The sequence below is a fragment of the Pantoea agglomerans genome (assembly GCF_021397715.1).
Lineage (GTDB): Bacteria > Pseudomonadota > Gammaproteobacteria > Enterobacterales > Enterobacteriaceae > Pantoea > Pantoea astica.
The window spans coordinates 2,052,487-2,076,445 of sequence record NZ_CP090207.1 but is presented as its reverse complement, the minus strand read 5'-3'; the positions used below and the strand labels follow the sequence as shown (position 1 = coordinate 2,076,445).

The window sequence follows — 23,959 nt, the reverse complement described above, 5'->3', positions numbered from 1 at the left end:
ATATTTCTCATTACCACACTCTCTGTGCGTTTTTTCTGCCGCTGTATTAATGAAAACCCGCCTGCGCACCCTTTGAGATTTTGGGACATTGCCGGCTTTGCGATACACTCTGTTCAATGCCTCAAAATCGTTGAGTTCTATGTCAAAACTAATATGTTCGCTGTTGTTTAGCCTCGGCGTGTTGAGTGCGCCTGCATGGTCGGCCCCCGCCGGCGATATCCGCCAGAGCGGCTTTGTCTATTGCGTCAGCGGCACGCTTAATACCTTCAATCCTCAAATGGTCAGCAGCGGATTAACCGTCGATACCTTGGCGGCCCAGCTTTACGATCGCCTGCTGGATGTTGATCCCTACACTTATCGTCTGAAGCCCGATCTGGCGGCCAGTTGGGAAGTCCGGGACAACGGTGCGACCTATCGTTTTCATCTGCGCAGCGGCGTTCAGTTCCAGCAGACCAACCAGTTTAAACCGACCCGGCCGATGAACGCCGACGATGTGGTATTTAGTTTTGCCCGCATGTTCGATCGTCATCATCCGTGGCACAACGTCAACGGCGGTAACTACCCCTACTTCGATAGCCTGCAGTTTGCTGATTCAGTGCAGAGCGTGAAGAAACTGGATAACAATACGGTAGAGTTCCGGCTGAACAGTCCTGATGCTTCCTTCCTCTGGCATATGGCGACCCACTACGCACCGGTGCTGTCAAAAGAGTATGCTGACCAGCTGACGGCGCAAGGTCGTCAGGAAGAGATGGACCGCCAGCCGGTAGGCACCGGCCCTTATCAGCTCAGCGAATACCGCACCGGACAATACATTCGTCTGGCGCGTAATCCGCACTACTGGAAAGGCGTGCCGCGTCTGCAGCAGGCGGTGATCGATCTGGGCGCCGGTGGTACCGGTCGTTTATCTAAGCTGCTGACCGGTGAATGTGACGTGCTGGCCTATCCGGCGGCCAGTCAGCTCAGCATTTTACGCGACGATCCGCGCCTGCGTATGACGCTGCGGCCCGGTATGAATATTGCCTATCTGGCCTTTAACACCCGCAAGCCACCGCTGGACCGCCCTGAAGTGCGCCACGCGCTGGCACTGGCGATCAATAATGAACGGCTGATGGAGTCGATTTACTACGGTACCGCCGAGACGGCAGCCTCTATTTTACCGCGTGCCTCATGGGCCTATGACAGTGACGCCCGTATCACGGAATACGATCCGCAGAAGTCCCGTCAGGAGCTGGAAGCGCTGGGCCTGACTGACCTGCATCTTCGACTGGTGGTGCCGTCATCCTCGCAATCATGGAATCCCAGCCCGCTTAAAACCGCGGAGTTATTGCAGGCCGATCTGGCGCAGGTCGGCGTCCGGCTGACCATCGTGCCGGTTGAAGGCCGTTTCCAGGAAGCCCAGCTGATGTCGATGAATCACGATCTCACCCTTTCAGGCTGGGCAACCGACAGCAACGATCCGGACAGTTTCTTCCGTCCGCTGCTCAGCTGCGCGGCGATTCGCTCCCAGACCAACTATGCGCACTGGTGCTCGCCCGCATTTGATGAAACTCTGCAGAATGCACTGTTAACACAGCAGCTGTCGGGACGCATCGACAGTTATGACAAAGCGCAGCAGATTCTGGCGCAGGAGCTGCCGGTTCTGCCGCTGGCGTCGTCGCTGCGACTGCAGGCGTTTCGCCATGACATTAAAGGCCTGGTGCTGAGTCCGTTTGGCAACGCCTCGTTTGCCGGGGTTTATCGTGAAGAAGGTGAGGAAAAGTAAGTGATCATCTATATTCTGCGCCGCCTGCTGCTGCTGCTGATTACGCTGTTTTTGCTGTCGCTGGTCAGCTTTAGCCTGAGCTATTTTACCCCGAATGCACCGCTGGAAGGCGCTGCGCTGTTTGACGCCTGGTGGTTCTGGTTCAAAGGCATGCTGCAGTTTGACTTTGGCGTTTCCAGCACCAATGGCCAGGAGATTGGTCTGCAGCTGCGGGAAGTCTTTCCGGCTACCATGGAGCTCTGCATTCTGGCCTTTCTGTTTGCTCTGCTGATCGGCATTCCGCTCGGCATCTGTGCTGGCGTGATGCGCAACAAATGGCCGGATAAAACCATCAGTGCGCTGGCGCTGATCGGCTTTTCAGCGCCTATTTTCTGGCTGGCGCTGCTGTTCACCCTCTTCTTCTCTCTGACGCTCGGCTGGCTGCCGGTATCAGGCCGGCACGATCTGCTCTATCCGGTGCAGAATGTGTCCGGCTTTGCGCTGATTGATGCCTGGCTCAGCCGCTCACCCTGGCGCCATGAAATGATTATCAGCGCCCTGACCCATCTGATTTTGCCGGTGACGGTACTGGCAATGGCCCCGACTACCGAAGTGATCCGTCTGCTGCGTAACAGCACCAGCGAAGTGATGGACAAAAACTATGTCAAAGCCGCTGCGACCCGAGGCCTGTCGCGCCTGACGGTGATCCGCCGCCATGTGCTGCACAACGCCTTACCGCCGGTCATTCCGCGTCTTGGCCTGCAATTTTCGACCATGCTGACGCTGGCCATGATCACTGAGATGGTTTTCAACTGGCCGGGTCTGGGCCGCTGGTTAATTAATGCGATTCGTCAGCAGGATTACGCGGCGATCTCCGCTGGCGTAATGGTGATTGGTGGGCTGGTGATACTGGTTAACGTCATCTCCGACGTGATTGGCGCCGCCATGAACCCGCTGAAACACAAAGAATGGTACGCCCTGCGATAGCGCGGCTCTGCGCTGCCTGTCGGATACTATTTTAGAACCCCATTCGCATTCGGCTGTTCAGGTCGGATGCGATATTTCTTAAACAATAGCTTTCTCTCTCTGGCCGTCGGTTATTGGGATTATCTGATTGCCTGCAGCCAGAATAGATCCTTTCCTGAGTGTCTGATGGATTTTTCAATTCACGCATCATGATGAGTCAGCATGGTTAGCCGCTTTTCGCAGAAATAAAGCAGAATCGGGCAATGTAATCTTTTTACTCTGATCGACATTAATGGCGCTAAAATAGTCAGCTTGCCAAATTGACAGCGCAGAGGTTTAGACGGATTTTATCTGGACAATAATTCGGAAGTTAACAGCATGGGGAACAGATATTGATAAGCCGGAACGGGATGAAAAAACAACGTCTTCAATGCGGCGATTGATTTACCAAAAAATATTCCTGCCATGCGTGGCAGGAATATAAATTAATATCATGATGGCGTGATTTTAAATTTTATGACGCTGATTATACTGCGTCTGGGATCATGCCGAAGGTGCCGTTTAACAGGCTCGCTTCAAAATCAGCCAGCAGTTGTACTGCACCAGCGGTGCTGTCCCAGCCGGTAATCAGACCAGTGAGTGCTGCACCAACGCCACCGGCGATACCGCCGACAATACCGCCAACCAGCGCACCGAGAGAACCAATGCCTAAGATGCCGCCGCCGTTGCTGCCAACACGCGTGCCCAGCATTAAGCCGCCCCAGGTACCCGCAACGCCAAGCAGTGTTGCGCTCATTAAACCTTCAGCCAGGCCTGCACCGGAAATTGACTGACATTCATTAATAGATAATTCTCTCATCTTTTTACTTTCCTTGTTTTCCTAAAAGGAGCTTCATTATCTGTATTAGCAGAACGGGCACAATAGCAAAATATCCATACTCGGAACCATCTTAAACTTAAAATGCTATAGCTGGATAACTTAACAAGAATATTAACTTTCACTCCACATTTCATTACAATGATTGTTATTTTCCGGAATTTTTAATATTTACTTTTATCCCGTTAACGCAGGGAAATATCAGATAAAATAGCCTGGATGCTGCCCTGTCGAAAACTAAGATAAATCCCGTTAAAAATAAACCCTCCACCAACTCAATTACGACTACCGACACTGAACAGCCGTGAGCGGATAAAATTAAGCTGACGATCCGCCGGTTAAACTGAGTGGCTTTAAGCTGATGGATATTTCCCCGGATTATTTCATGGCTATTTTTTCTTTTACGCCGCTGCCGCCTGGATATAAGTTGCTCAGCCTGCTGTGACTGATTTTGTGCAGCAAAATTTGCTTCTGCACTACCCGATACCCCGCCATCTGCCAGCCCGCTATGCCCGGCCTGAAGTGATGATCGGCGGTTCTGGCCTGATGGGTGTCGCGGTTCCCTTGCCAGCGAATGGGAGTTAGACGGATAATCGTCACAGTGAGCGTAGGTCGCTGATGCTGTCCAGCCTGAACAACCGGAGAGTAGCCCCGCGCATCAATAATGCCTGACTGCCACAGGAAGTGGCCGTTTCTGCTGATGAGAGGCTTGTTGTCATGCGGGTTATCCTTCACCGGGCCGTTTGTGATCCCTAAGCATGCGGTAAAAGAAGTTATTCGGGCTAAAGCACGCTACACTACGTTTGAGCACAAAACAGAGCAAACCCTTGTTATGAATCAAAATTTCAATTCAGTTCCAACCTTGTCTCATCATTATCAGGCGATAATCTATGCCCTCCGATAATATCTATGCCGAAAAACGCCTGCCCAGCGCGTTTCGTCAGAGCTGGCACCATTTTTATCGCGATACCGCGGCGATGGTGGGCCTGTATGGCTTTGGCGCGTTGCTGCTGCTCTGTTTAACTGGCGCACTGATCGCGCCCTACGGTATTGATCAACAGTTCCTGGGTTATCAGCTGTTGCCGCCTTCCTGGTCACGCTATGGCGATGTGTCGTTTTTCCTCGGCACGGACGATTTAGGCCGCGATCTGTTGAGCCGCCTGCTGAGCGGTGCCGGCCCCACGGTCGGGTCGGCCATGCTGGTCACACTGTTTGCAACCTTCTGGGCGCTGGTGTTAGGCATACTGGCGGGCATGACGCACGGCGTGCGGTCTGCCGTGATGAATCACGTATTGGATACGCTGCTGTCGATTCCTTCGCTGCTGCTGGCGATTATTGTGGTGGCCTTTCTCGGTCCCCGCCTGGAGCACGCCATGCTGGCGGTCTGGCTGGCCCTGATGCCTCGTCTGGTGCGGGAGATTTATAGCGCGGTTCATGATGAACTGGAAAAAGAGTATGTGGTAGCAGCCCGGCTCGATGGCGCCAGCAGTCGTAATATTCTGCGCTACGCCATCCTGCCTAACATTCTGCCATTATTGATCAGTGAGATTACCCGCGCCCTGTCGATGGCGATTCTGGATATTGCGGCACTGGGCTTTCTTGATCTGGGCGCACAGCTGCCTTCACCCGAATGGGGTGCCATGCTGGGGGATTCGCTTGAACTGATCTATGTCGCGCCCTGGACCGTCATGCTGCCTGGCGTGGCGCTAATGGTCAGCGTATTAATTGTTAACCTGCTCGGTGACGGCATTCGTCGCGCCGTCGAAGCGGGAGTGGAATAAATGCCGTTACTCGATATTCGAAATCTCACCATTGAATTTATGACTGCCGACGGGCCGGTCAAGGCGGTCGATCGCGTCAACCTGACCCTGAGCGAAGGTGAAATTCGCGGACTGGTGGGTGAATCAGGATCGGGCAAGAGCCTGGTGGCCAAAGCGATATGCGGCGTGACCAAAGATAACTGGCGCGTCACCGCCGATCGCATGGTGTTTGATGATGTGGATCTGTTGCGGCTGTCACCCCGCGATCGCCGTCGTATTGTCGGCCATAACGTTTCCATGATTTTTCAGGAGCCGCAATCCTGTCTCGATCCCTCCGAAAGCATTGGCCGCCAGCTGATGCAGGCGATTCCGCGCTGGACCTATAAAGGTCCGTGGCTGAAGCGCTTCTGGTTCTGGCGCAAAACCCGTGCCATCGAACTGTTGCATCGCGTCGGCATCAAGGATCACAAAGATATCATGCGCAGCTTTCCTTACGAGCTGACTGAAGGTGAGTGTCAGAAAGTGATGATCGCCATCGCGCTGGCGAACCAGCCGCGCCTGCTGATCGCCGATGAGCCGACCAACGCCATGGAGCCGACTACCCAGGCACAGATTTTCCGCCTGCTGAGTCGCCTCAACCAGAATAACAACACCACGATTTTGCTGATCAGTCATGATCTGCGCACCATGAGTCAATGGGCCGATCGGATAAACGTGATGTATTGTGGTCAGACGGTGGAAACCGCCCAGAGCGACGATCTGATGACCACGCCGCACCATCCTTACACCCAGGCGCTGATTCGCGCCATGCCTGACTTTGGTCGCGCTCTGCCGCATAAAAGCCGGCTGAATACGCTGTCGGGGGCTATTCCATCGCTGGAGAGCCTGCCGATAGGCTGCCGGCTGGGACCGCGCTGCCCCTATGCGCAGCGAAAGTGCGTTGAAACGCCGCGCCTGGCGGGCAGTAAATCGCATCTTTACGCCTGTCATTTCCCGCTGAACATGGAGAGCCAGTAACATGGAAACCCTGCTGGAAGTGCGCAACCTGAGCAAAACCTTTCGCTATCGCACCGGGTTGTTTCGTCGGCAGCATGTCGAAGCGGTGAAATCGGTCAGCTTTACCCTGCGCGAAAAGCAAACGCTGGCGATTATCGGCGAAAACGGCTCCGGCAAATCGACGCTGGCAAAAATGCTCAGCGGGATGGTCGCACCGACCGAGGGCGAAATCCTGATTGACGATCATCCGCTCAGCTTTGGCGATTACGGCTACCGCAGCCAGCGTATCAGGATGATTTTTCAGGACCCGTCAACCTCACTGAATCCGCGTCAGCGGGTCAGCCAGATCCTCGATTTTCCGCTGCGGCTCAATACCGAGCTGACCGCCGAACAGCGGGAGAAACGCATTATCGCTACGCTGCGCCAGGTAGGATTGCTGCGCGATCACGCCGGTTACTATCCGCATATGCTGGCGCCCGGCCAGAAACAGCGTCTGGGCCTGGCGCGCGCGCTGATCCTGCAACCGAAAGTGATCGTGGCGGATGAAGCGCTGGCCTCGCTGGATATGACCATGCGTTCGCAGCTGGTCAATCTGATGCTGGAACTGCAGGAGAAACACGGCATCGCCTACATTTATGTTACCCAGCATCTCGGCATGATGAAGCACATCAGCGATCAGGTGCTGGTGATGCATCAGGGCGAAGTGGTGGAGCGTGGCGGAACCGCCGATGTGCTGGCCTCCCCGTTGCACGATTTGACCCGTCGGCTGATCAGCAGCCATTTTGGCGAAGCGCTGACCGCCGAAGCCTGGCGGCGAGAACACTAATCATTGCTGCCTCTCCCGCAATTTGCGGGCTGATTTACCTGATTTCAGACAGACGTGCTAGAATCCGCACGTCGATTAACGTCGGTCGCCTACTTTTTAAACAATGCGGCCGCCAACTACAATGACCATAAGGATTACAGCTATGGGTTTTCTTTCCGGTAAGCGCATTCTGATTACTGGCGTTGCCAGTAAACTTTCCATCGCCTACGGTATTGCACAGGCGATGCACAAACAGGGCGCAGAACTGGCTTTCACCTACCAGAACGACAAATTAAAAGGTCGTGTGGAAGAGTTTGCTAAAGATTTGGGCTCAGACATCGTTCTGCCGTGTGACGTTGCCGAAGATGAGAGCATCAAATCCCTGTTCACTGAACTGGCAAAAACCTGGCCGAAATTTGACGGTTTCGTTCACTCCATCGGTTTCGCCCCAGGCGACCAGCTGGATGGTGACTATGTGAATGCCGTAACCCGCGAAGGCTTCAAAATCGCGCATGACATCAGTGCATACAGCTTCGTTGCGATGGCCAAAGAGTGCCGCGCGATGCTGAACCCACAGTCTGCGCTGCTGACCCTTTCTTACCTGGGTGCTGAGCGCGCCATCCCGAACTACAACGTGATGGGTCTGGCGAAAGCGTCACTGGAAGCCAACGTCCGCTATATGGCGAATGCAATGGGTCCGGAAGGCGTTCGTGTTAACGCCGTTTCTGCCGGTCCAATTCGTACGCTGGCCGCTTCAGGCATTAAAGATTTCCGTAAGATGCTGGCTCACTGCGAAGCGGTTACCCCGATTCGTCGTACCGTGACCATCGAAGATGTCGGCAACTCAGCGGCATTCCTCTGCTCTGATCTGGCAGGCGGCATCACCGGTGAAATCGTTCACGTTGACGGCGGCTTCAGCATCGCTGCAATGAACGAACTGGAACTGAAATAAGTTTCTGAGGGCGAGCCTGGCTCGCCCTTCTCTTTCTTCTTCTCGCCCCATCCCCTTCAGACCTGATTTTCCTGTCGTTATACCGTAACGCTATTAATTATCACCGATCATTCTTTTGCCCTGGCCTGGCCTTCGGCGAGGATACCTCTGCCCTTCGGTCAGGCAATTTTTCAGATTCTGCCGCCTGCCTGCCGAACCAGAATTTTGCAAAAGGATTGATCATGGAACAACGCCGCTATCCGGGCCATAACCACTGGTTTTACGAGAGCCAGACCAGTCCACGCATCACGCAGGCCGCTCCGCTGGTGCCTGAAGCCGCTCACATTGATGACCGTTTCCTGCTGGGCTGCCTGACCGATGATGCGCAGATCGCGGCAGTGCTGCGCGCGAACCAGCCCGCTTTGCTGGCGGCGCGCGATCTGGCGCAGCTGCTGTTCCCCGACCGCGTCACGACCTCGCTGACCCATACCCTGACGCTGTACGATCGCCTCAGCACCGCCCTGACCGTCGCCCAGGTGGCTGGCGTCCAGCGCTTGTGCAATCACTACTCGGCACGTCTTAATCCGCTGCCCGGACCCGATTCATCCCGTGAGAGCAACAATCGTCTGACCCAAATCACCCAGTACGCCCGTCAGCTGGCGATGCAGCCCGAGCTGATCACCGCCAGCGCCATTTCCGCGCTGGATGCCGTAGGCCTGACCGAGCCGGATATCGTTACGCTCAACCAGCTGATCGGTTTTGTCAGCTATCAGGCGCGCGTGGTCGCCGGACTACAGGCGCTGCAGGCCCAGCCGGTGCGCTGGCTGCCTGGCTCCACTCCCCCGCCGGATGCTGACCGCATCGGCTTCGGTCAGCCGGCTGAGTGGCGTCCGGCGCTGAAACCGCTGGAGTTACGCTACGCCAGTGCCGAACAGCTGGCGGCGATCACCCGCAGTCAGGCGCTGCCGGGAATGCAGGATGCGGTGTGGCTACTGGCGCATGATGCGTCGGCGCTGTATGGCTGGGTGCAGTTGCGTCAGCAATTAGCGGCCGGTCAGCCGCTGGCTGAAGCGACCGCAGCACGGATACTCGGCAGCCGCCGGGCCTTTCAGCACCTGTCCGGCAGTGAGGATTTGATTGAGGGCGTCGATGAGGCTGGCATCAGTGAGCCGCAGCGGCAGATTGTCGCGCTAGCCGCCCAGCTCACCCGTGCGCCGGAACGCTTCAGCGCGGCACATCTGCAACCGCTGGCGGAGGCAGGCTGGACCGCAGACGCCCTCTTTGGTGTGATTCAGTCAGTGGCGATCGGTAACTGGAACAGCCGGCTGTTTTATGCGCTGGGGGAAGTCAGGTAAAACCGTCAGACCGGTAGCTGCCCGCGCGCTTCATCAAAAAAGTGCTGGGCCAGCGGCGTGGCGCGTCCGGGTTCAGCTATCACCAGCGCCGCTTCGCGCGCCATCGGTTGCAGCTGGATGGGCCGCTGATGCAATCCCTGCAGCGAACCGGGCAACAGGTGACCCACCGGGGAGACCAGCAATCCCAGCCCGACCTGGGCGCACTGCATCAGTTGCATCACTGAGGCGCTTTCGACCACCACCCGCGGCACCAGCGCCGCCTCGCGAAACGCCATATCCAGATAACGCCGGAAATAACGGGTCGGCTCCGCCAGGCAGAGCGGTTGCTGCGCCAGTTCTTTCAGCGTGAGCGGAGCGCTCGCCACCAGCTGAGGAAAATGGTCGGGATGGAAGATCGCCTCAACGCCCCGATCGGCCAGCATCGCCGTCTGAAAATGGAGTTCACGCAGCGTGGCCATTTCAAAGAAGCCAATGCCGACATCCACGGTGTGGCTGTTGAGCGCCTCCAGCAGTTGATCGGCACTCAGCACCGCAATCCGGTAATCGAGCTGCGGATAACGCGCCTGCACCGCCTTTAACAGCAGCGGTAATGCCACGCTGCATTGTGGTACCACGCCGAGCCGCAATGTGCCGTTGACCCCATGCTTCAGCGACTCCACTTCCAGCTTCAGCCCCTGATAAACCGACACGATCTCCCGCGCCCACGCCAGCACGCGATCGCCTTCCGGGGTGAAACCGGCAAAGTTGTTACTGCGATTAATCAGCGACAGGCCCAGCTCGCGCTCCAGATTTTTCAGGCGCATCGAAAGCGTCGGCTGGGTGACAAAACTGGCTTCGGCGGCCCGGCCAAAATGGCGTTCGCGTTCGAGATTACACAGGTAAATTAATTGTTTTATGTCGATGTTAATGACCCGTCAGCAGGTTAGGTGAATCCACGATGTCTTATTTTATTTGGGGTGTTTACCCGATGATTCATTTCAATTTTAGCGGTTACGCGCGCATACGTCTTAACAGCAAGGATCATTCAGCCTGTCCTTGCACGCCTGACGATGGTTTTCAGCGCCAGCGCAATGAGTGCGAAACCGACCGGCAGCAAAAACCCATATCCCAGCACGCTGTAGAGCCAGATTCCTGCCACGCCGCCTGTGAGAAAGGATAACAGCGTCAGGCCGTGCAGCCGCAGGCGATCCAGATAGAGCGGCGCCTCTTTGGGAGAGACTTTGCGCCGTAACACCTCATACAGCATCGCCAGCTCAATGCCGATATCAGTCACGGTGCCGGAGACGTGCGTAGTGCGAACCCGCGCATTTGAGATCCGGGTAACCACTGCATTTTGTAAGCCCATCAGGAAACTCAGGCTCATGATCAGCAGCACGCCAGGCGCATCCGGTGAAAAAAGGGTTTCAGCCACGCCCAGTGCCAGCAGCGCCGCGCCTTCGGCCAGGATCACCACGGCATAAATCGTGCGGATATTACGGCGACGTCCTAAATTAATGATCAGCGTTGAGATCATCGAACCGGCAATAAACAGGCAGACGATCGACAGAAAAAACAGGCCTGCCCCTAAATTGGCTTTTGCCAGATGATCGGAGAGCGAAGAGACGTTTCCGGTCATATTGGCAGAGAAAAAGCCGACAATCTCAAACGCCGCGGTGTTCAGCGCGCCTGCAGCCGCGGCCAGCGTACAGGCCAGACGACTATCCGCGCCGATACTGCGCGCATCTTCAGTGGTGATCAGCATGGAACCTACGCATCCTGGCAAACATGGCCGATATAATCCGCTGATTTTTCGTCGCAAACAAGCGGGCGGCGCCGGCTAAACTCCCTCTCCTTGCGCACGGTCAGACCCGGTTCAGAAAGCTCGGGTCGCCATGCAGTTCCCGCGCGGCGAGAGAGCGCGGGAGTGCCGGTTAGCGGGCTGACAGCCGGAAGGTGGAGACCGATTTCGTCAGATAGTGCACCTGCTCTTCCAGTGAAGCCGAGGCAGCGGCGGACTCCTGCACCAGCGCGGCGTTCTGCTGCGTCACGCTGTCCATCTCGGTCACCGCCTGCTCAATCTGTCCAATTCCGCGACTCTGTTCGTCCGAAGCGGTGGAGATCTGCTCCATCAGCTGATTAACCTGGCTGACCGAAGAGATGATGGCGCTCATGGCATCACCGGTGCGGCTGACCTGGTCAGAACCGGCGTGAATAATCGCCACCGATTCAGCAATCAGGCTCTCAATTTCTTTTGCCGCGACGGCGCTGCGCTGGGCCAGATTACGCACCTCACCCGCCACCACCGCAAAGCCACGGCCCTGCTCACCGGCTCTCGCCGCTTCCACGGCGGCATTCAGCGCCAGAATGTTGGTCTGGAAAGCGATGCTGTCGATCACGGTGGTGATCTCTTCAATTTTTTTCGAGCTGGCATTAATCATCGCCATCGAAACCACCACCTCCTGCGACACTTTGGCACCGCTTTCGGCATTCTGCACCGCTTCACTGGTCAGGCGACAGGCCTCAAACACATTGCCGGTATTCTGTTTAACGGTAGCGCCCAGCTGCTCCATGCTGGCGGCAGTCTGGGTCAGCGCCGCGGCCTGCTGTTCGGTGCGCGAGGCAAGGTCGATATTACCCGCCGCAATCTCCTGTGACGCAGTCGAGACCGAACGGGTCGAATCACGCACCTGCAGGATAATGTCCGTCAGGGCGCTGCGCATCTGCTCCAGCGACGCCATCAGCTGCTGGATCTCGCTGCGTGAACCGGCTTTGACCGGCACGCTGCTATCCAGTACGCCAGCGGCAATCAGTTTACAGTGCGCCTGGGCCTGATTGAGTGGTGAAAGGACATAGCGTTGCATAAACAGGTAGATGGCAATAATGATGGCAAAGAACAGGATGCCAAAAACAGCCAGCAGCGTGATACCAGAGGTGAAATGGCTCTGCGCGTCGGTGTTGAGCTTTTTGGCGTAGGCTTCATGCTGGGCCAGCACCCGATCGAGGATGATTTCGTACTGCCGGTCAAGGCGCACCACGCTGGCAATCTGATTTTTAAACCGCACCTGATCATGCGCTTCGGCTGCATCGATCAACGGCTGAAGCCCCTGCTGACGGTAAGCCAGATAGGCCTGACGATAGGCATCGGCTTCCGCCTCTTCGCCCGGCAGACGCGGGGCTGCCATATAGGCTTCAAACGCAGCATCGGCCTTCGCCGCTACCGTTCTGACGCCCTCCAGAGAGGCCGCGTTTTGACCGTTGCTCTCTTCGATGGCTTTCATGTACTCCATCAGGCGCACGCGCAGCGTCCGACTGTGGTTAATCGGGTCGATGACCGACAGCACCACGCGGATCTCTTTATTGACGGCGTTTAACGACTGATTACTCTGCACCAGCAGCCAGGTGCTGATGGCTACGCTGGTCAGAAACAGCGCCAGCAGGAAAGAGAAAATCAGCAGAGAGGATTTTTTGAGTGACATAACAACTTCCGGAAAATGAACGAATGCTGTTATATCGGCCAGAAATTGTCCCCCATTAGGGTACGGCTTTTTTTAGTTACTTTAAGCCAGACGGCAGCCGGATAAAGAGATAAAAAATCTGCGCCTGACAGCCCGATGGCCTCGGGCTGTCAGCGGGTTCCGAACACGGCTGCGGTTACGCCACGCCGAGCGCCATTTTCACCTGATTGGCGATCTTTTCCACCTGCGGTCCGTAAATAACCTGCACATCGTTGTCACTGACCCGGTTCACCCCATTGGCCCCGGTGCTCATCAGAGTCTGATCGACCACCTCTTTCATGTCTTTGACCCGCACCCGCAGTCGGGTAAAGCAGCAATCGACATCCTCAATATTGGCCTGACCGCCCAGCCCGCTGATGATCACCTGAGTGCGCTCATCCCCGCTCACCTGCTGGGGTTTCTCTTCATCCGACTCTCTGCCCGGCGTTTCAACGTTCATGCGGGTGATGACCAGGCGGAAAGCGTAGTAGTAGATCGGGACGTAAACCACGCCCAGCGCCAGCGTCCACCACCAGTGGGTTTTTGCGCCGCCTAAGATGCCAAATACCACCAGATCGATAATCCCGCCCTGCACGTTACCGATCATCAGATGCAGCATCGACATCAGCATAAACGAGAGGCCGGTGAGAAACGCATGCAGCAGATAGAGTACCGGTGAAACGAAGATAAAGCAGAACTCCAGCGGTTCGGTGATACCGGTGGTAAACGAGGTCAGCGCGCCCGCCAGTACCAGCGCTTTCACCCGCTGCTTGTGCTCCGGCCGGGCGGTATGATAGATCGCCAGCGCAGCGGCAGGCAGACCAAACATCATCACCGGAATTTTACCCTGTGCCAGAAACTGAGTGGCGGTGCGCAGCGTGTCGTCCGGGATCATACCCGGATGAGTCAGCGAGGTATTAAAGATGTTCAGCGCGCCGACAATCGTCTGCCCGTCCACTATCGCCATCCCGCCAATCGGGGTGAAGCGGACGGTTTCATTAAGAATATGGTGCAGGCCGGTTGGGATCAGGATGCGTTCAAACGCCCCAAGCAGAAAAGCGCCATACTGCCCGCTTTTGCCAATCATCTGGCCAATCCAGGCGATGCCGTTGCCGATGGTCGGCCAGATCATCGCCAGCAGCACGCCAATCAGCGGCAGGCAGACCACGGTCACGATCGGTACAAAGCGGCGGCCACCGAAAAAACTGATCGCCGTCGGGAGCTGTTGGGTATAGAAGCGATTATGCAGCGCCACCGTTACCAGCCCGGCGATGACCCCGCCCAGCACGCTCATGTTGTAGGTGAAGACGCCCAGCATCTCGATATATTCCGCCGACCGCATCATCGCGGTGGTCTGGTCCAGCCCGGCCTGCTGTAACGCCTCCGGTGTTGTGGTTGCCGCGGTAATCCCTTTCGCCGCCAGCGTGGCGTTGATGCCGACGTTCATGGCGATATAGCCGATCACGGCGGCAAAGGCAGCGGTGGGTTTTTCCGCTTTTGCCAGCCCGATGGCGCTGGCAACCGCAAAGAACACCGGCAGGTTAGCAAACAGCGCGCCAGCAACCTTGCGAATAAAACCAATAATCAACTGCGGCACCTGCATCTGGGCAAAAGCATCGCCAGTCACTGCCGGGTTTTGCATGGCTGCCGCCAGCCCGAGAAAGATCCCCGCCGCGGCGATCACCGAGATTGGCATCATTAACGCTTTGCCGAACGCATGGATCTGGCTGGTCAGCTGTTTCATCGAGTCGCGCCCTCTTCTGGTATGAACAGCAAGTATTAGCCCGTTGTGGTGAGAACTCCCGTTATCGGCAGGTTACAGGCGGGTAAAATTTGAGCAGCATCACAATTCTGGCCGATGCATGATAAACGGCAGCTATCGCACCATTAAGTCAATCAATTAGACAAGGTTTGATGATAATTGCACACTCCACTTCACCATCAGGCCATAACCTGATAACAAACTATCTACAATACTTCCTACTATAAAAAAGCCTGCACTCACTATGAAATTTAAACGCCAAATCAAACCCTATCGCGCGGCTGCGGGCGGCTGGGGTTCACTGGAAGCCACCACGCGTTTCGTTCTTGACAGCAAAGCGGCCCTGAAAAATATGCGCAACCTGATGCGCATGAATAAAGCGCGCGGTTTTGACTGTCCGGGCTGCGCCTGGGGCGATGACAACAAAAGTACCTTCAGCTTCTGCGAAAACGGCGCGAAAGCGGTCACCTGGGAAGCGACACGCCGGATGGTCGACACCGACTTTTTCGCTAAACACAGCGTGACCACGCTCTACACCCAGAGCGACTATTTCCTGGAGTATCAGGGACGTCTGACTCATCCGCTGCGCTACAACGCCGAAACTGACCACTATGAGCCAGTCAGCTGGGACGACGCGTTTGCCCTGATCGCCCGTCACATCAAGGCGATGGATAACCCGGATCAGATGGAGCTTTACACCTCTGGTCGTGCCAGTAATGAAGCCTCCTGGCTTTATCAGCTGTTTGGCCGCCTGATGGGCACCAACAACTTCCCCGACTGCTCCAACATGTGCCATGAAGCCAGCGGTACCGGCCTGAAGCGCAGCATCGGCGTGGGCAAAGGCACTATCCGTCTGGATGATTTTGATCATGCCGATGCGATTTTCGTCTTCGGCCAGAATCCCGGCACTAACCATCCGCGCATGTTGCATAGCCTGCGTCACGCCGCCGATCATGGCGCGAAGATCGTGACCTTCAACACCCTGCGTGAGCGCGGTCTGGAACGCTTTGCCGATCCACAAAAACCGCTGGAAGTGGTGACCTCGATGTCCGGCACCATCAGCTCCTCCTACTATCAGCCGAATCTCGGCGGTGATATGGCAGCGGTGCGCGGCATGGTGAAATGCCTGCTGGAAACCCATCGCGCCCGCCTGGCAGCCGGTGAAAGCGGTCTGTTTGATCAAACCTTTATCAATGCCAAAACCAACGGTATCGAAGCCTATATCGAGGCCGTCGATAACACCGACTGGATGCAGATTGTGGCGCAGTCGGGACTGACCCAGGCGCAAATCCGTGAAGCCGCGGCAATCTACCAGAGTGCCGATCGGGTGATCTGTACCTGGGCGATGGGCATTACCCAGCATAAGCACTCGGTTGATACGGTACGTGAAATCACCAACCTGCAACTGCTGTTTGGTCAGCTGGGCAAAAAAGGGGCGGGTCTCTGCCCGGTTCGTGGTCACAGTAACGTGCAGGGCAACCGCACCATGGGTATCGATGAGAAGCCGTCGCAGGCGTTTCTCGATGCGCTGGGTAACCACTTTAACTTCGAACCGCCACGCGCCCACGGTCACAACACCGTTGAAGCGCTGAATGCGATGCTGCGCGACGAAGTAAAAGTGCTGATTGCACTGGGTGGCAACCTGGCTGCTGCCGCGCCGGACTCACCGCGTACTGAAGAAGCGCTGTCACGCTGTGGACTCACCGTTCACATCAGCACCAAACTGAACCGCAGCCATCTGGTGCCGGGTCATGAAGGGCTGATCCTGCCGACGCTGGGCCGGACCGAACGTGACCGCCAGGCGACCGGCAACCAGTTCATCACGGTGGAAGATTCGTTCAGTATGGTGCACGCCTCTGAAGGGATTGGCATTCCGCTGGCGGAGACGCAGCGTTCTGAAACCGCGATTGTGGCCGGTATTGCTCATGCGGTGCTGGGTGATGAGAAAGTGAAATGGCTGGATCTGGCAGGCGATTACAACCTGATCCGCGAGCACATCGCCGCCACCATTCCGGGCTTTGCAGACTTTAACGCTAAATGTGATATTCCGGGTGGTTTCTATCTCGGTAACGCGGCGGCGGAACTGCGCTTCAATACCGCCAGTGGCAAAGCGGAGTTCAGCGCAGCAGCGCTGCCGTCTTCACTGTTCCCGAATCTGGATCAGGAGGTGCCCTTTACGCTGCAGACCCTGCGTTCCCACGATCAGTACAACACCACCATTTACGGCCTTGATGACCGTTACCGTGGCGTGTTTGGTCAGCGTGAAGTGGTGTTCATCAACCCGGACGATATGGCCGATCTGGGCTTCACCGAAGGCCAGAATGTCGATATTGAAACCCTATGGAATGATGGCATTACCCGTCGCGTCAGCGGTTTCAAACTGGTGCCCTACAATATTCCGCGCGGCAATCTGGCGGCCTATTATCCGGAAACCAACCCGCTGGTACCGCTGAACAGCTTCGGCGATGGCAGCGGAACACCGACCTCGAAATCGGTGCCGGTGAAACTGGAACTGTCGTCGACGCTGGCGGACCAACGCATCGCCTGATTACGGTCAACTTAGCGCACCTGAAAAGCCGGCCTGTCCGGCTTTTTGCCTTGCCGCGCGGCGTCGATTCGCGTAAAACTGTCAGCCGCAATCAGGCAACGAAACGTAAAAATTATGTTCCAGGATAACCCGCTGCTCGCGCAGCTGAAAGAGAAGCTCCACTCGCAAACGCCTCGTGCTGAAGGCGTTGTTAAAGGCACCGAAAAAGGCTTCGGCTTCCTGGAAGTCGATGCGCAAAAAAGCTACTTCATTCCGCCACCGCAGATGAAGAAGGTGATGCACGGTGACCGTATCGTCGCCGTGATCCACAGTGATAAAGATCGTGAAAGCGCTGAGCCGGAAACCCTGGTTGAGCCGTTCCTGAGCCGCTTTGTTGGCCGGGTCCAGAAGAAAGACGATCGCCTGTCAATTGTGCCCGATCATCCGCTACTCAGGGACGCTATTCAGTGCCGTCCGGTGCGCGGACTGACGCACGAGTTTGAGAATGGCGACTGGGCTGTCGCTGAAATGCGTCGCCATCCGCTGAAAGGCGATCGCGGTTTTTATGCCGAACTGACCGATTTCATTGTTAAAGCTGACGATCACCTCGCGCCATGGTGGGTGACGCTGTCGCGTCATAACCTGGAGCGTGAAGCGCCCGATGTCAGCTTTGGCGAGATGCTGGATGAGAATCTGACGCGTGAAGATCTGACCGCGCTCGATTTCGTCACCATCGACAGCGCCAGCACCGAAGATATGGATGATGCGCTCTACGTTGAAGCGCTGGAAGATGGCTCGCTGCGGCTGACCGTGGCGATCGCCGATCCGACTGCCTACGTGCCGGAAGGCAGCCAGCTGGATAAACTGGCGGCGCAGCGTGCGTTCACCAACTATCTGCCGGGCTTCAACATTCCGATGCTGCCGCGCCAGCTCTCTGATGATGTCTGCTCGCTGCGCCCACATGCGCGTCGTCCGGCATTGGCCTGTCGCGTCACCGTCGCGCCGGATGGTACGCCGGGTGAGGATCTGCAGTTCTTTGCCGCCTGGATCGAATCCAAAGCCAAACTGGCCTACGACGACGTTTCAGACTGGCTGGAAAACAGCGGTGACTGGCAGCCAGAAAGCGAAGCGATTGCTGAGCAAATCCGTCTGCTGCACCGTCTCTGTCTGGCCCGCAGCGAATGGCGTCAGACCCATGCGCTGGTGTTTAAAGATCGTCCTGACTACCGCTTCCTGCTGGGTGAGAAAGGCGAAGTGCTGGAGATCGTGGCTGAACCGCGCCGCATCGCCAACCGCATCGTTGAAGAGGCGATGATTCTGGCTAACGTCTGCGCGGCAAAAGTGCTGCGTGACACGCTGGGCTTTGGTATCTACAACGTGCATGCCGGTTTCGATACCACCAATGCTGAACAGGCGGCCGCCGTACTGGCGACCCACGGCATCAGCGTCGATGCGCAGGCGATTACCACGCTGGAAGGGTTCCGCGTGCTGCGTCGCGAACTGGATGCCCAGCCGACACAGTTCCTCGACAGCCGCATCCGTCGTTTCCAGACCTTTGCCGAGATCAGCACCGAACCGGGTCCGCACTTTGGTCTGGGCCTTGAAGCCTATGCCACCTGGACCTCACCGATTCGTAAATTTGGCGACATGATCAACCATCGTCTGCTGAAAGCGATCATCCGCGGTGACCAGATTGCCCGTCCGGATGAGGCGCTGACCGTCACCATGAGTGAACGCCGTCGCCTCAACCGCATGGCAGAGCGCGATGTCGGTGACTGGCTCTACGCCCGTTATCTGGCGCCGTTCGCCGCTACCGATCGTCGCTTCAGCGCGGAGATCATTGATGTGTCACGCGGCGGTATGCGTGTCCGTCTGCTGGAGTTCGGCGCGGTCGCGTTTATCCCGGCACCGTTTATCCACGCGGTGCGTGATGAACTGGTCTGCAGCCAGGAAAATGGCAGCGTACAGATCAAAGGCGAAGTGGTTTACCGTGTTACTGACGTTATCGACGTGACCATCGCCGAAGTGCGCATGGAAACCCGCAGCGTCGTGGCGCGTCCCGCCGTCTGAGTCTGAAATCCGGCGGGATAACTCCGGTTATCCCGCCGCTTCCCGCCCCGCTCTCTTTGCAAAAATGTTAAATTTGTTCCCCGCTTCACACTTCTCCATCGATTAACTTTCACTTACATTCCATTACATTAAGTTTGACTCGTTGTTTTCGATCGCATCTCTCTCGATCCTCACAAGGAGTTAGTCATGAAAAACGTCAAAACCGGCGCGATCTGGTTAGTGGTGGCGTTAATCGGCGCGGGCGCTTTCGCCATGCTGGCACTCAGCCGCGGCGAACACGTTAACGCCGTCTGGCTGGTAATTGCGTCTGTCGCCTGTTACAGCATCGCTTATCGTTTTTACAGCCTGTTTATCGCCCGAAATATTTTTGAACTGGATGACCGCCGCCTGACGCCCGCCGAGCGGCTGAATGACGGCCTCGACTATGTGCCCACCAACAAATGGGTGCTGTTTGGTCACCACTTTGCCGCCATTGCCGGAGCCGGTCCGCTGGTCGGGCCGATTCTGGCGGCTCAAATGGGTTTCCTGCCTGGCACCATCTGGATTCTGGTCGGGGTGATGCTGGCCGGTGCGGTGCAGGACTTTCTGATCCTGTTTATCTCTACCCGCCGCGATGGTCGCTCGCTGGGTGAAATGGCGCGTCAGGAGCTGGGGGCCTTTGCCGGTGTGGTCACCATGCTCGGCGCGCTCGGGGTGATGATCATCATTCTCTCCGCGCTGGCGCTGGTGGTGGTTAAGGCGTTAGCCAACAGCCCGTGGGGCCTGTTCACCATTGCCGCCACCATTCCTATCGCGCTGTTTATGGGCGTTTACATGCGCTTTATCCGTCCCGGAAAAATCGCTGAAGTGTCGCTGATTGGCTTTGTGCTGATGATGGCTGCCATCATTTACGGTGGCGACGTGGCACAGCATCCTTACTGGGGACCGTTTTTTACCCTGAAAGGCACCTCACTGACCTGGGTGCTGGTGATTTACGGCTTTATTGCCTCGGTGCTGCCGGTCTGGCTGCTGCTCGCTCCGCGTGACTACCTTTCGACCTTTCTTAAAATCGGTGTGATTGTTGGTCTGGCGGTGGGGATCGTTTTCGCCATGCCAGAGATGAAAATGCCAGCAGTCACCAAATTTATCGACGGCAGCGGCCCGGTCTTCTCCGGTGCGATGTTCCCGTTCCTGTTTATTACCATCGCCTGTGGGGCTATCTCCGGCTTTCATGCGCTGGTGTCGAGCGGCACCACGCCGAAGCTGGTGGAGCGTGAAAGTCATATTCGCTTTATCGGTTACGGCGCGATGCTGATGGAGTCATTCGTGGCGATCATGGCGCTGATTTGCGCCTCGGTACTGGACCCGGGCGTCTACTTCGCCATGAACTCACCGGCTGCGCTGATTGGTACCACGGTTGAGAGCGCCTCACAGGTAATCAACGGCTGGGGCTTTGTGGTGACGCCTGAGATGCTGAGCGGCATCGCCCGCGACGTCGGTGAAGGCTCGATTCTGTCGCGTGCCGGTGGCGCGCCGACGTTTGCCGTCGGCATGGCACACATCATCACCGACATTTTCAACAGCCGGGCGATGATGGCCTTCTGGTATCACTTCGCCATCCTGTTTGAAGCGCTGTTTATCCTTACCGCTGTGGATGCCGGGACCCGCGCCTGCCGTTTTATGGTGCAGGACCTGGTGGGCACCGTGGTGCCTTCGCTGGCAAATAACCGCTCGTGGCTCGGCAATATGGCCGGCACTACGGTCGCGGTGGCGGGCTGGGGCTTCTTTGTCTATCAGGGCGTAGTCGACCCGCTGGGCGGCATTAATACTCTCTGGCCGCTGTTTGGTATCGGTAATCAGATGCTGGCCTCAATGGCGCTGATCCTGGGCACCGTGGTGCTGTTTAAAATGAAAAAACAGCGCTACGCCTGGGTCACCATCCTGCCAACCATCTGGCTGTTTATCACCTCAATGACCGCCGGCTGGCAGAAAATCTTCCACGAAAAACCGTCGATCGGTTTTCTGGCACAGGCCAGCAAATTCCGTAAAGGACTGGATGAAGGCGTGATGATTGCGCCAGCGAAAACCGTGGCCGATATGCAGACCATCGTCTTCAGCAATCAGATCAATGCCGTGCTGTGCGGCTTCTTTATGCTGGTGGCGGTGACGATGCTGATTGCCGCCTTCTTTGTGATTCGCAAAGCGCTGCGCAGCGATCTGCCAACCACCCATGAGTCAACCATTGCGCTGCGCAATAAGGCGGTACGTCATGTCTGATGCCATCCATCCGGTGCGTCGGCCACAGGGCGACTGGCAGATTCATCACTGCCAGTTTATGTCGGCACCTGCTCCGGCACCCTTTCGCTGGCGAACGCTGTGGCGCGGTCTGCAACAGTGCTTTCGCTTAATGGTCGGGGTGCAGGATTATCAAACGTACCTGCAGCATATGCGACTGCATCATCCCGCACAGCCGCCGATGAATGAGCGGGATTTCCATCGCTATTGTCTGGATGCCCGCTTCCCAGGTAAGGCCGGAAAACTGGGGAAATGCCCCTGCTGACGAGACGCAAAAGCCCCACATTGTTGGGGCTTTTTTGTGCCATTCGTATCTTGATAGTGAAATATATTTGGTTTGTACCTTGTGCTAACGTCGGATGATGAATACTGTTGCTAAAATAATGAGATAACGCCTGCAGTGCACTCCCCGGAGGAAGTTTCCATGACCGATGAACAAGGGCAAACGTTGTTGTACACCTTGTTTGGTACAACCAGCCCTCATTGGCGTCTGACCGCGGACAGCGATGCGCTGAATTTTGCCGAAGATGAGTCGTCACAAACCAATATCGCCCTGCCGCTCACGCCCGGCCAGGCTGCGATGATCCGGGCTATGCCGGTCATCACCTCAAGCATTAATCTGACCCTGCCGTTGCAGGGTGTTGCGGTGCCATTGCATCTGGTCGGCCGCAAAGTTAACCAATCTTCATGGGCCGGAACCGCGTCAGCCTGGGGCGACACCGCCGCAGTGGCGCGCGATTTGACATTGGGGCTTTCATTCGCCGAACAGGTGGTTTCCGAGGCCAATTCAGTGATCGTCATCCTCGATCAGCGCGGCAATATTCAGCGTTTTAACCGTCTGAGTGAAGAATATACCGGTCTGAATGAACATGAGGTGATTGGCCGGAATGTCTTTCAGCTGTTTATGACCAAACAGGAAGCGGCCTCCTCGCGACGTAACATTGCCGGCTTCTTCCGGGATGGTAACTCCTATGAGGTTGAGCGCTGGGTCAAAACCAAAAAAGGCCAGCGACTGTTCTTGTTTCGTAATAAGTTCGTTCACAGCGGCAGTGGCAAAAATGAAATTTTCCTCATCTGTTCAGGCACGGACATAACTGAGGAGCGCCGCGCTCAGGAACGGCTGCGGGTGCTGGCTAACACCGATACGGTGACCGGATTACCGAACCGCAACGCCATTCATCAGCAAATGAGCCAGGCGCTGGAGCAAGCCGGTGACGATCAGACCGGTGTGGTCTACCTCGATCTCGATAATTTCAAGAAAGTGAATGACGCCTACGGTCATATGTTCGGCGATCAACTGCTGCAGGCGGTCTCACTGGCGATCCTTAGCTGTCTGGGTAAAGACCAGACGCTGGGCCGGTTAGGCGGTGATGAATTTGTGGTACTGGCCGAACACACCAGCCAGGCGGCGCTGGAGGCGATGTCTTCGCGCATCCTGGAGCGACTGCGTCAGCCGTTCCGCATCGGCCTGATTGAAGTCTACAGCGGCTGTTCCATCGGTATCGCCCTCGCCCCGATGCATGGCGAAGATCGCGAGAGCCTGATCCGCAACGCCGACACCGCGATGTATCATGCTAAAGAGAATGGCCGCGGCAAGTTTTGCGTCTTCGCCGCTGAGATGAATCAGCGGGTGTTTGAATATCTGTGGCTGGATACCAACCTGCGTAAAGCGCTGGAGCTGGACCACTTAATCGTTCACTACCAGCCTAAAATCGACAGTGACGGCAAAGTTCGCAGCGCCGAAGCGCTGGTGCGCTGGCTTTCACCGGAACGCGGTCTGGTCTCGCCCGGCGATTTCATTCCCTACGCCGAAGAGTCTGGCCTGATTGTTCCGCTGGGTCGCTGGGTGATGCTCAATGTGCTGAAGCAGATTATCCTCTGGCGGCAGCACGGCGTGTTTCTGCGGGTCGCGGTTAACGTCTCAGCCCGTCAGCTGATCGATCAAAGTATCTACAGCGATTTGAAACAGGCGCTGATCGAAGCCGGTCTGGATGATTGTCCCATCGACATTGAGCTGACTGAAAGTTGCCTGATCGAGAATGAGACTGAAGCGCTGAAGCTGATGAAACAGTTTCAGGAGCTGGGCGCGCAAGTGCATCTCGATGACTTCGGGACCGGCTACTCCTCGCTGTCACAACTGGCGCGGGTGCCGATTAACGCGATCAAGCTCGACCAAAGTTTTATTCGCAATATTAACAAGCAGCCGGTTTCACAATCGCTGGTCCGTGCCATCGTCGCCGTCGCCAAGGCGCTCGATCTGCAGGTGATTGCCGAGGGTATTGAAACCCGCGATGAAGAGAAATTTATCCTTAAAAGTGGGGTGGATGGGCGTCAGGGCTATCTTTACGCAAAACCAATGCCCGCGGAGCAATTTGGGCATTGGCTGGCTAAGCATCCTGCCCGCGTGTAACGCTAATGACGG

Annotated in this window: 18 protein-coding genes; 12 read left to right on the top strand and 6 right to left on the bottom strand. The window is 56.5% G+C overall.

The window, feature by feature from the left end; translation table 11 throughout:
• The first annotated feature begins 139 nt into the window (after positions 1-139).
• Entirely contained in the window at positions 140-1,762 is a 1,623-nt protein-coding gene (gene sapA / locus LZU96_RS09870) for an ABC transporter substrate-binding protein SapA (protein WP_233988090.1), read from the top strand.
• A complete protein-coding gene (gene sapB, locus LZU96_RS09865) occupies positions 1,763-2,728 on the top strand; it encodes a putrescine export ABC transporter permease SapB (RefSeq protein WP_233988088.1) in 966 nt (321 codons plus the stop codon).
• Positions 2,729-3,233: 505 nt separating this feature from the next.
• On the opposite strand, the gene LZU96_RS09860 is transcribed toward sapB, so the two are convergent.
• Both LZU96_RS09860 and LZU96_RS09855 read right to left on the bottom strand, forming a co-directional pair.
• Positions 3,234-3,503, bottom strand: coding sequence for a colicin V synthesis protein (locus LZU96_RS09860; protein WP_233988247.1), 270 nt, complete (start codon positions 3,501-3,503; stop codon positions 3,234-3,236).
• 459 nt (positions 3,504-3,962) lie between these two features.
• Positions 3,963-4,319, bottom strand: coding sequence for a hypothetical protein (locus LZU96_RS09855; protein WP_233988086.1), 357 nt, complete (start codon positions 4,317-4,319; stop codon positions 3,963-3,965).
• Between the two features lie 155 nt (positions 4,320-4,474).
• Here LZU96_RS09855 and sapC point away from each other — a divergent pair, with 155 nt between their 5' ends.
• From sapC to LZU96_RS09830, 5 genes are all read left to right on the top strand, one after another.
• Positions 4,475-5,365 carry a putrescine export ABC transporter permease SapC gene (gene sapC / locus LZU96_RS09850; protein ID WP_233988085.1) on the top strand — a complete coding sequence of 297 codons (891 nt, stop codon included), beginning with the start codon at positions 4,475-4,477 and terminating at the stop codon, positions 5,363-5,365.
• Positions 5,366-6,361 (top strand): putrescine export ABC transporter ATP-binding protein SapD, encoded by a 996-nt coding sequence (gene sapD / locus LZU96_RS09845; protein WP_233988083.1) that lies wholly within the window; start codon positions 5,366-5,368, stop codon positions 6,359-6,361.
• Between the two features lies 1 nt (position 6,362).
• Positions 6,363-7,166, top strand: a complete 804-nt coding sequence (gene sapF, locus LZU96_RS09840) for a putrescine export ABC transporter ATP-binding protein SapF (protein WP_233988082.1) — start codon at positions 6,363-6,365, stop codon at positions 7,164-7,166.
• Between the two features lie 142 nt (positions 7,167-7,308).
• A complete protein-coding gene (fabI, locus tag LZU96_RS09835; protein WP_094119473.1) occupies positions 7,309-8,097 on the top strand; it encodes an enoyl-ACP reductase FabI in 789 nt (262 codons plus the stop codon).
• A gap of 221 nt (positions 8,098-8,318) precedes the next feature.
• Entirely contained in the window at positions 8,319-9,431 is a 1,113-nt protein-coding gene (locus LZU96_RS09830; protein ID WP_233988080.1) for a CMD domain-containing protein, read from the top strand.
• 5 nt (positions 9,432-9,436) lie between these two features.
• Here LZU96_RS09830 and LZU96_RS09825 read toward each other — a convergent pair whose 3' ends face one another.
• The 4 genes from LZU96_RS09825 to LZU96_RS09810 form a co-directional block, all read right to left on the bottom strand.
• Positions 9,437-10,333 (bottom strand): LysR family transcriptional regulator, encoded by an 897-nt coding sequence (locus LZU96_RS09825; RefSeq protein WP_233988170.1) that lies wholly within the window; start codon positions 10,331-10,333, stop codon positions 9,437-9,439.
• Between the two features lie 122 nt (positions 10,334-10,455).
• Positions 10,456-11,172 (bottom strand): YoaK family protein, encoded by a 717-nt coding sequence (locus LZU96_RS09820; RefSeq protein WP_233988078.1) that lies wholly within the window; start codon positions 11,170-11,172, stop codon positions 10,456-10,458.
• A gap of 169 nt (positions 11,173-11,341) precedes the next feature.
• Complete coding sequence (locus tag LZU96_RS09815) at positions 11,342-12,886, bottom strand: methyl-accepting chemotaxis protein (RefSeq protein ID WP_233988077.1); 1,545 nt, start codon at positions 12,884-12,886, stop codon at positions 11,342-11,344.
• 175 nt (positions 12,887-13,061) lie between these two features.
• The gene (locus LZU96_RS09810; protein ID WP_233988076.1) at positions 13,062-14,648 is read right to left on the bottom strand and encodes a PTS transporter subunit EIIC; all 1,587 of its coding nucleotides are present in this window, start codon (positions 14,646-14,648) and stop codon (positions 13,062-13,064) included.
• A 262-nt stretch (positions 14,649-14,910) separates the two neighbouring features.
• Between LZU96_RS09810 and LZU96_RS09805 the strand changes: the two genes are divergently transcribed.
• The 5 genes from LZU96_RS09805 (at position 14,911) to pdeR (ending at position 23,947) form a co-directional block, all read left to right on the top strand.
• Positions 14,911-17,214: an FdhF/YdeP family oxidoreductase gene (locus tag LZU96_RS09805; protein WP_233988075.1), complete on the top strand. Its 2,304-nt coding sequence runs from the start codon at positions 14,911-14,913 to the stop codon at positions 17,212-17,214.
• Positions 17,215-17,328: 114 nt separating this feature from the next.
• Positions 17,329-19,263 carry an exoribonuclease II gene (locus LZU96_RS09800; protein WP_233988073.1) on the top strand — a complete coding sequence of 645 codons (1,935 nt, stop codon included), beginning with the start codon at positions 17,329-17,331 and terminating at the stop codon, positions 19,261-19,263.
• Positions 19,264-19,449: 186 nt separating this feature from the next.
• A complete protein-coding gene (locus LZU96_RS09795; RefSeq protein ID WP_233988072.1) occupies positions 19,450-21,519 on the top strand; it encodes a carbon starvation CstA family protein in 2,070 nt (689 codons plus the stop codon).
• Positions 21,512-21,802 (top strand): YbdD/YjiX family protein, encoded by a 291-nt coding sequence (locus LZU96_RS09790; protein WP_233988071.1) that lies wholly within the window; start codon positions 21,512-21,514, stop codon positions 21,800-21,802. Before LZU96_RS09795 ends, LZU96_RS09790 begins: the two co-directional genes overlap by 8 nt.
• A 159-nt stretch (positions 21,803-21,961) precedes the next feature.
• Complete coding sequence (gene pdeR, locus LZU96_RS09785) at positions 21,962-23,947, top strand: cyclic di-GMP phosphodiesterase (RefSeq protein WP_233988070.1); 1,986 nt, start codon at positions 21,962-21,964, stop codon at positions 23,945-23,947.
• Positions 23,948-23,959: the final 12 nt, after the last annotated feature.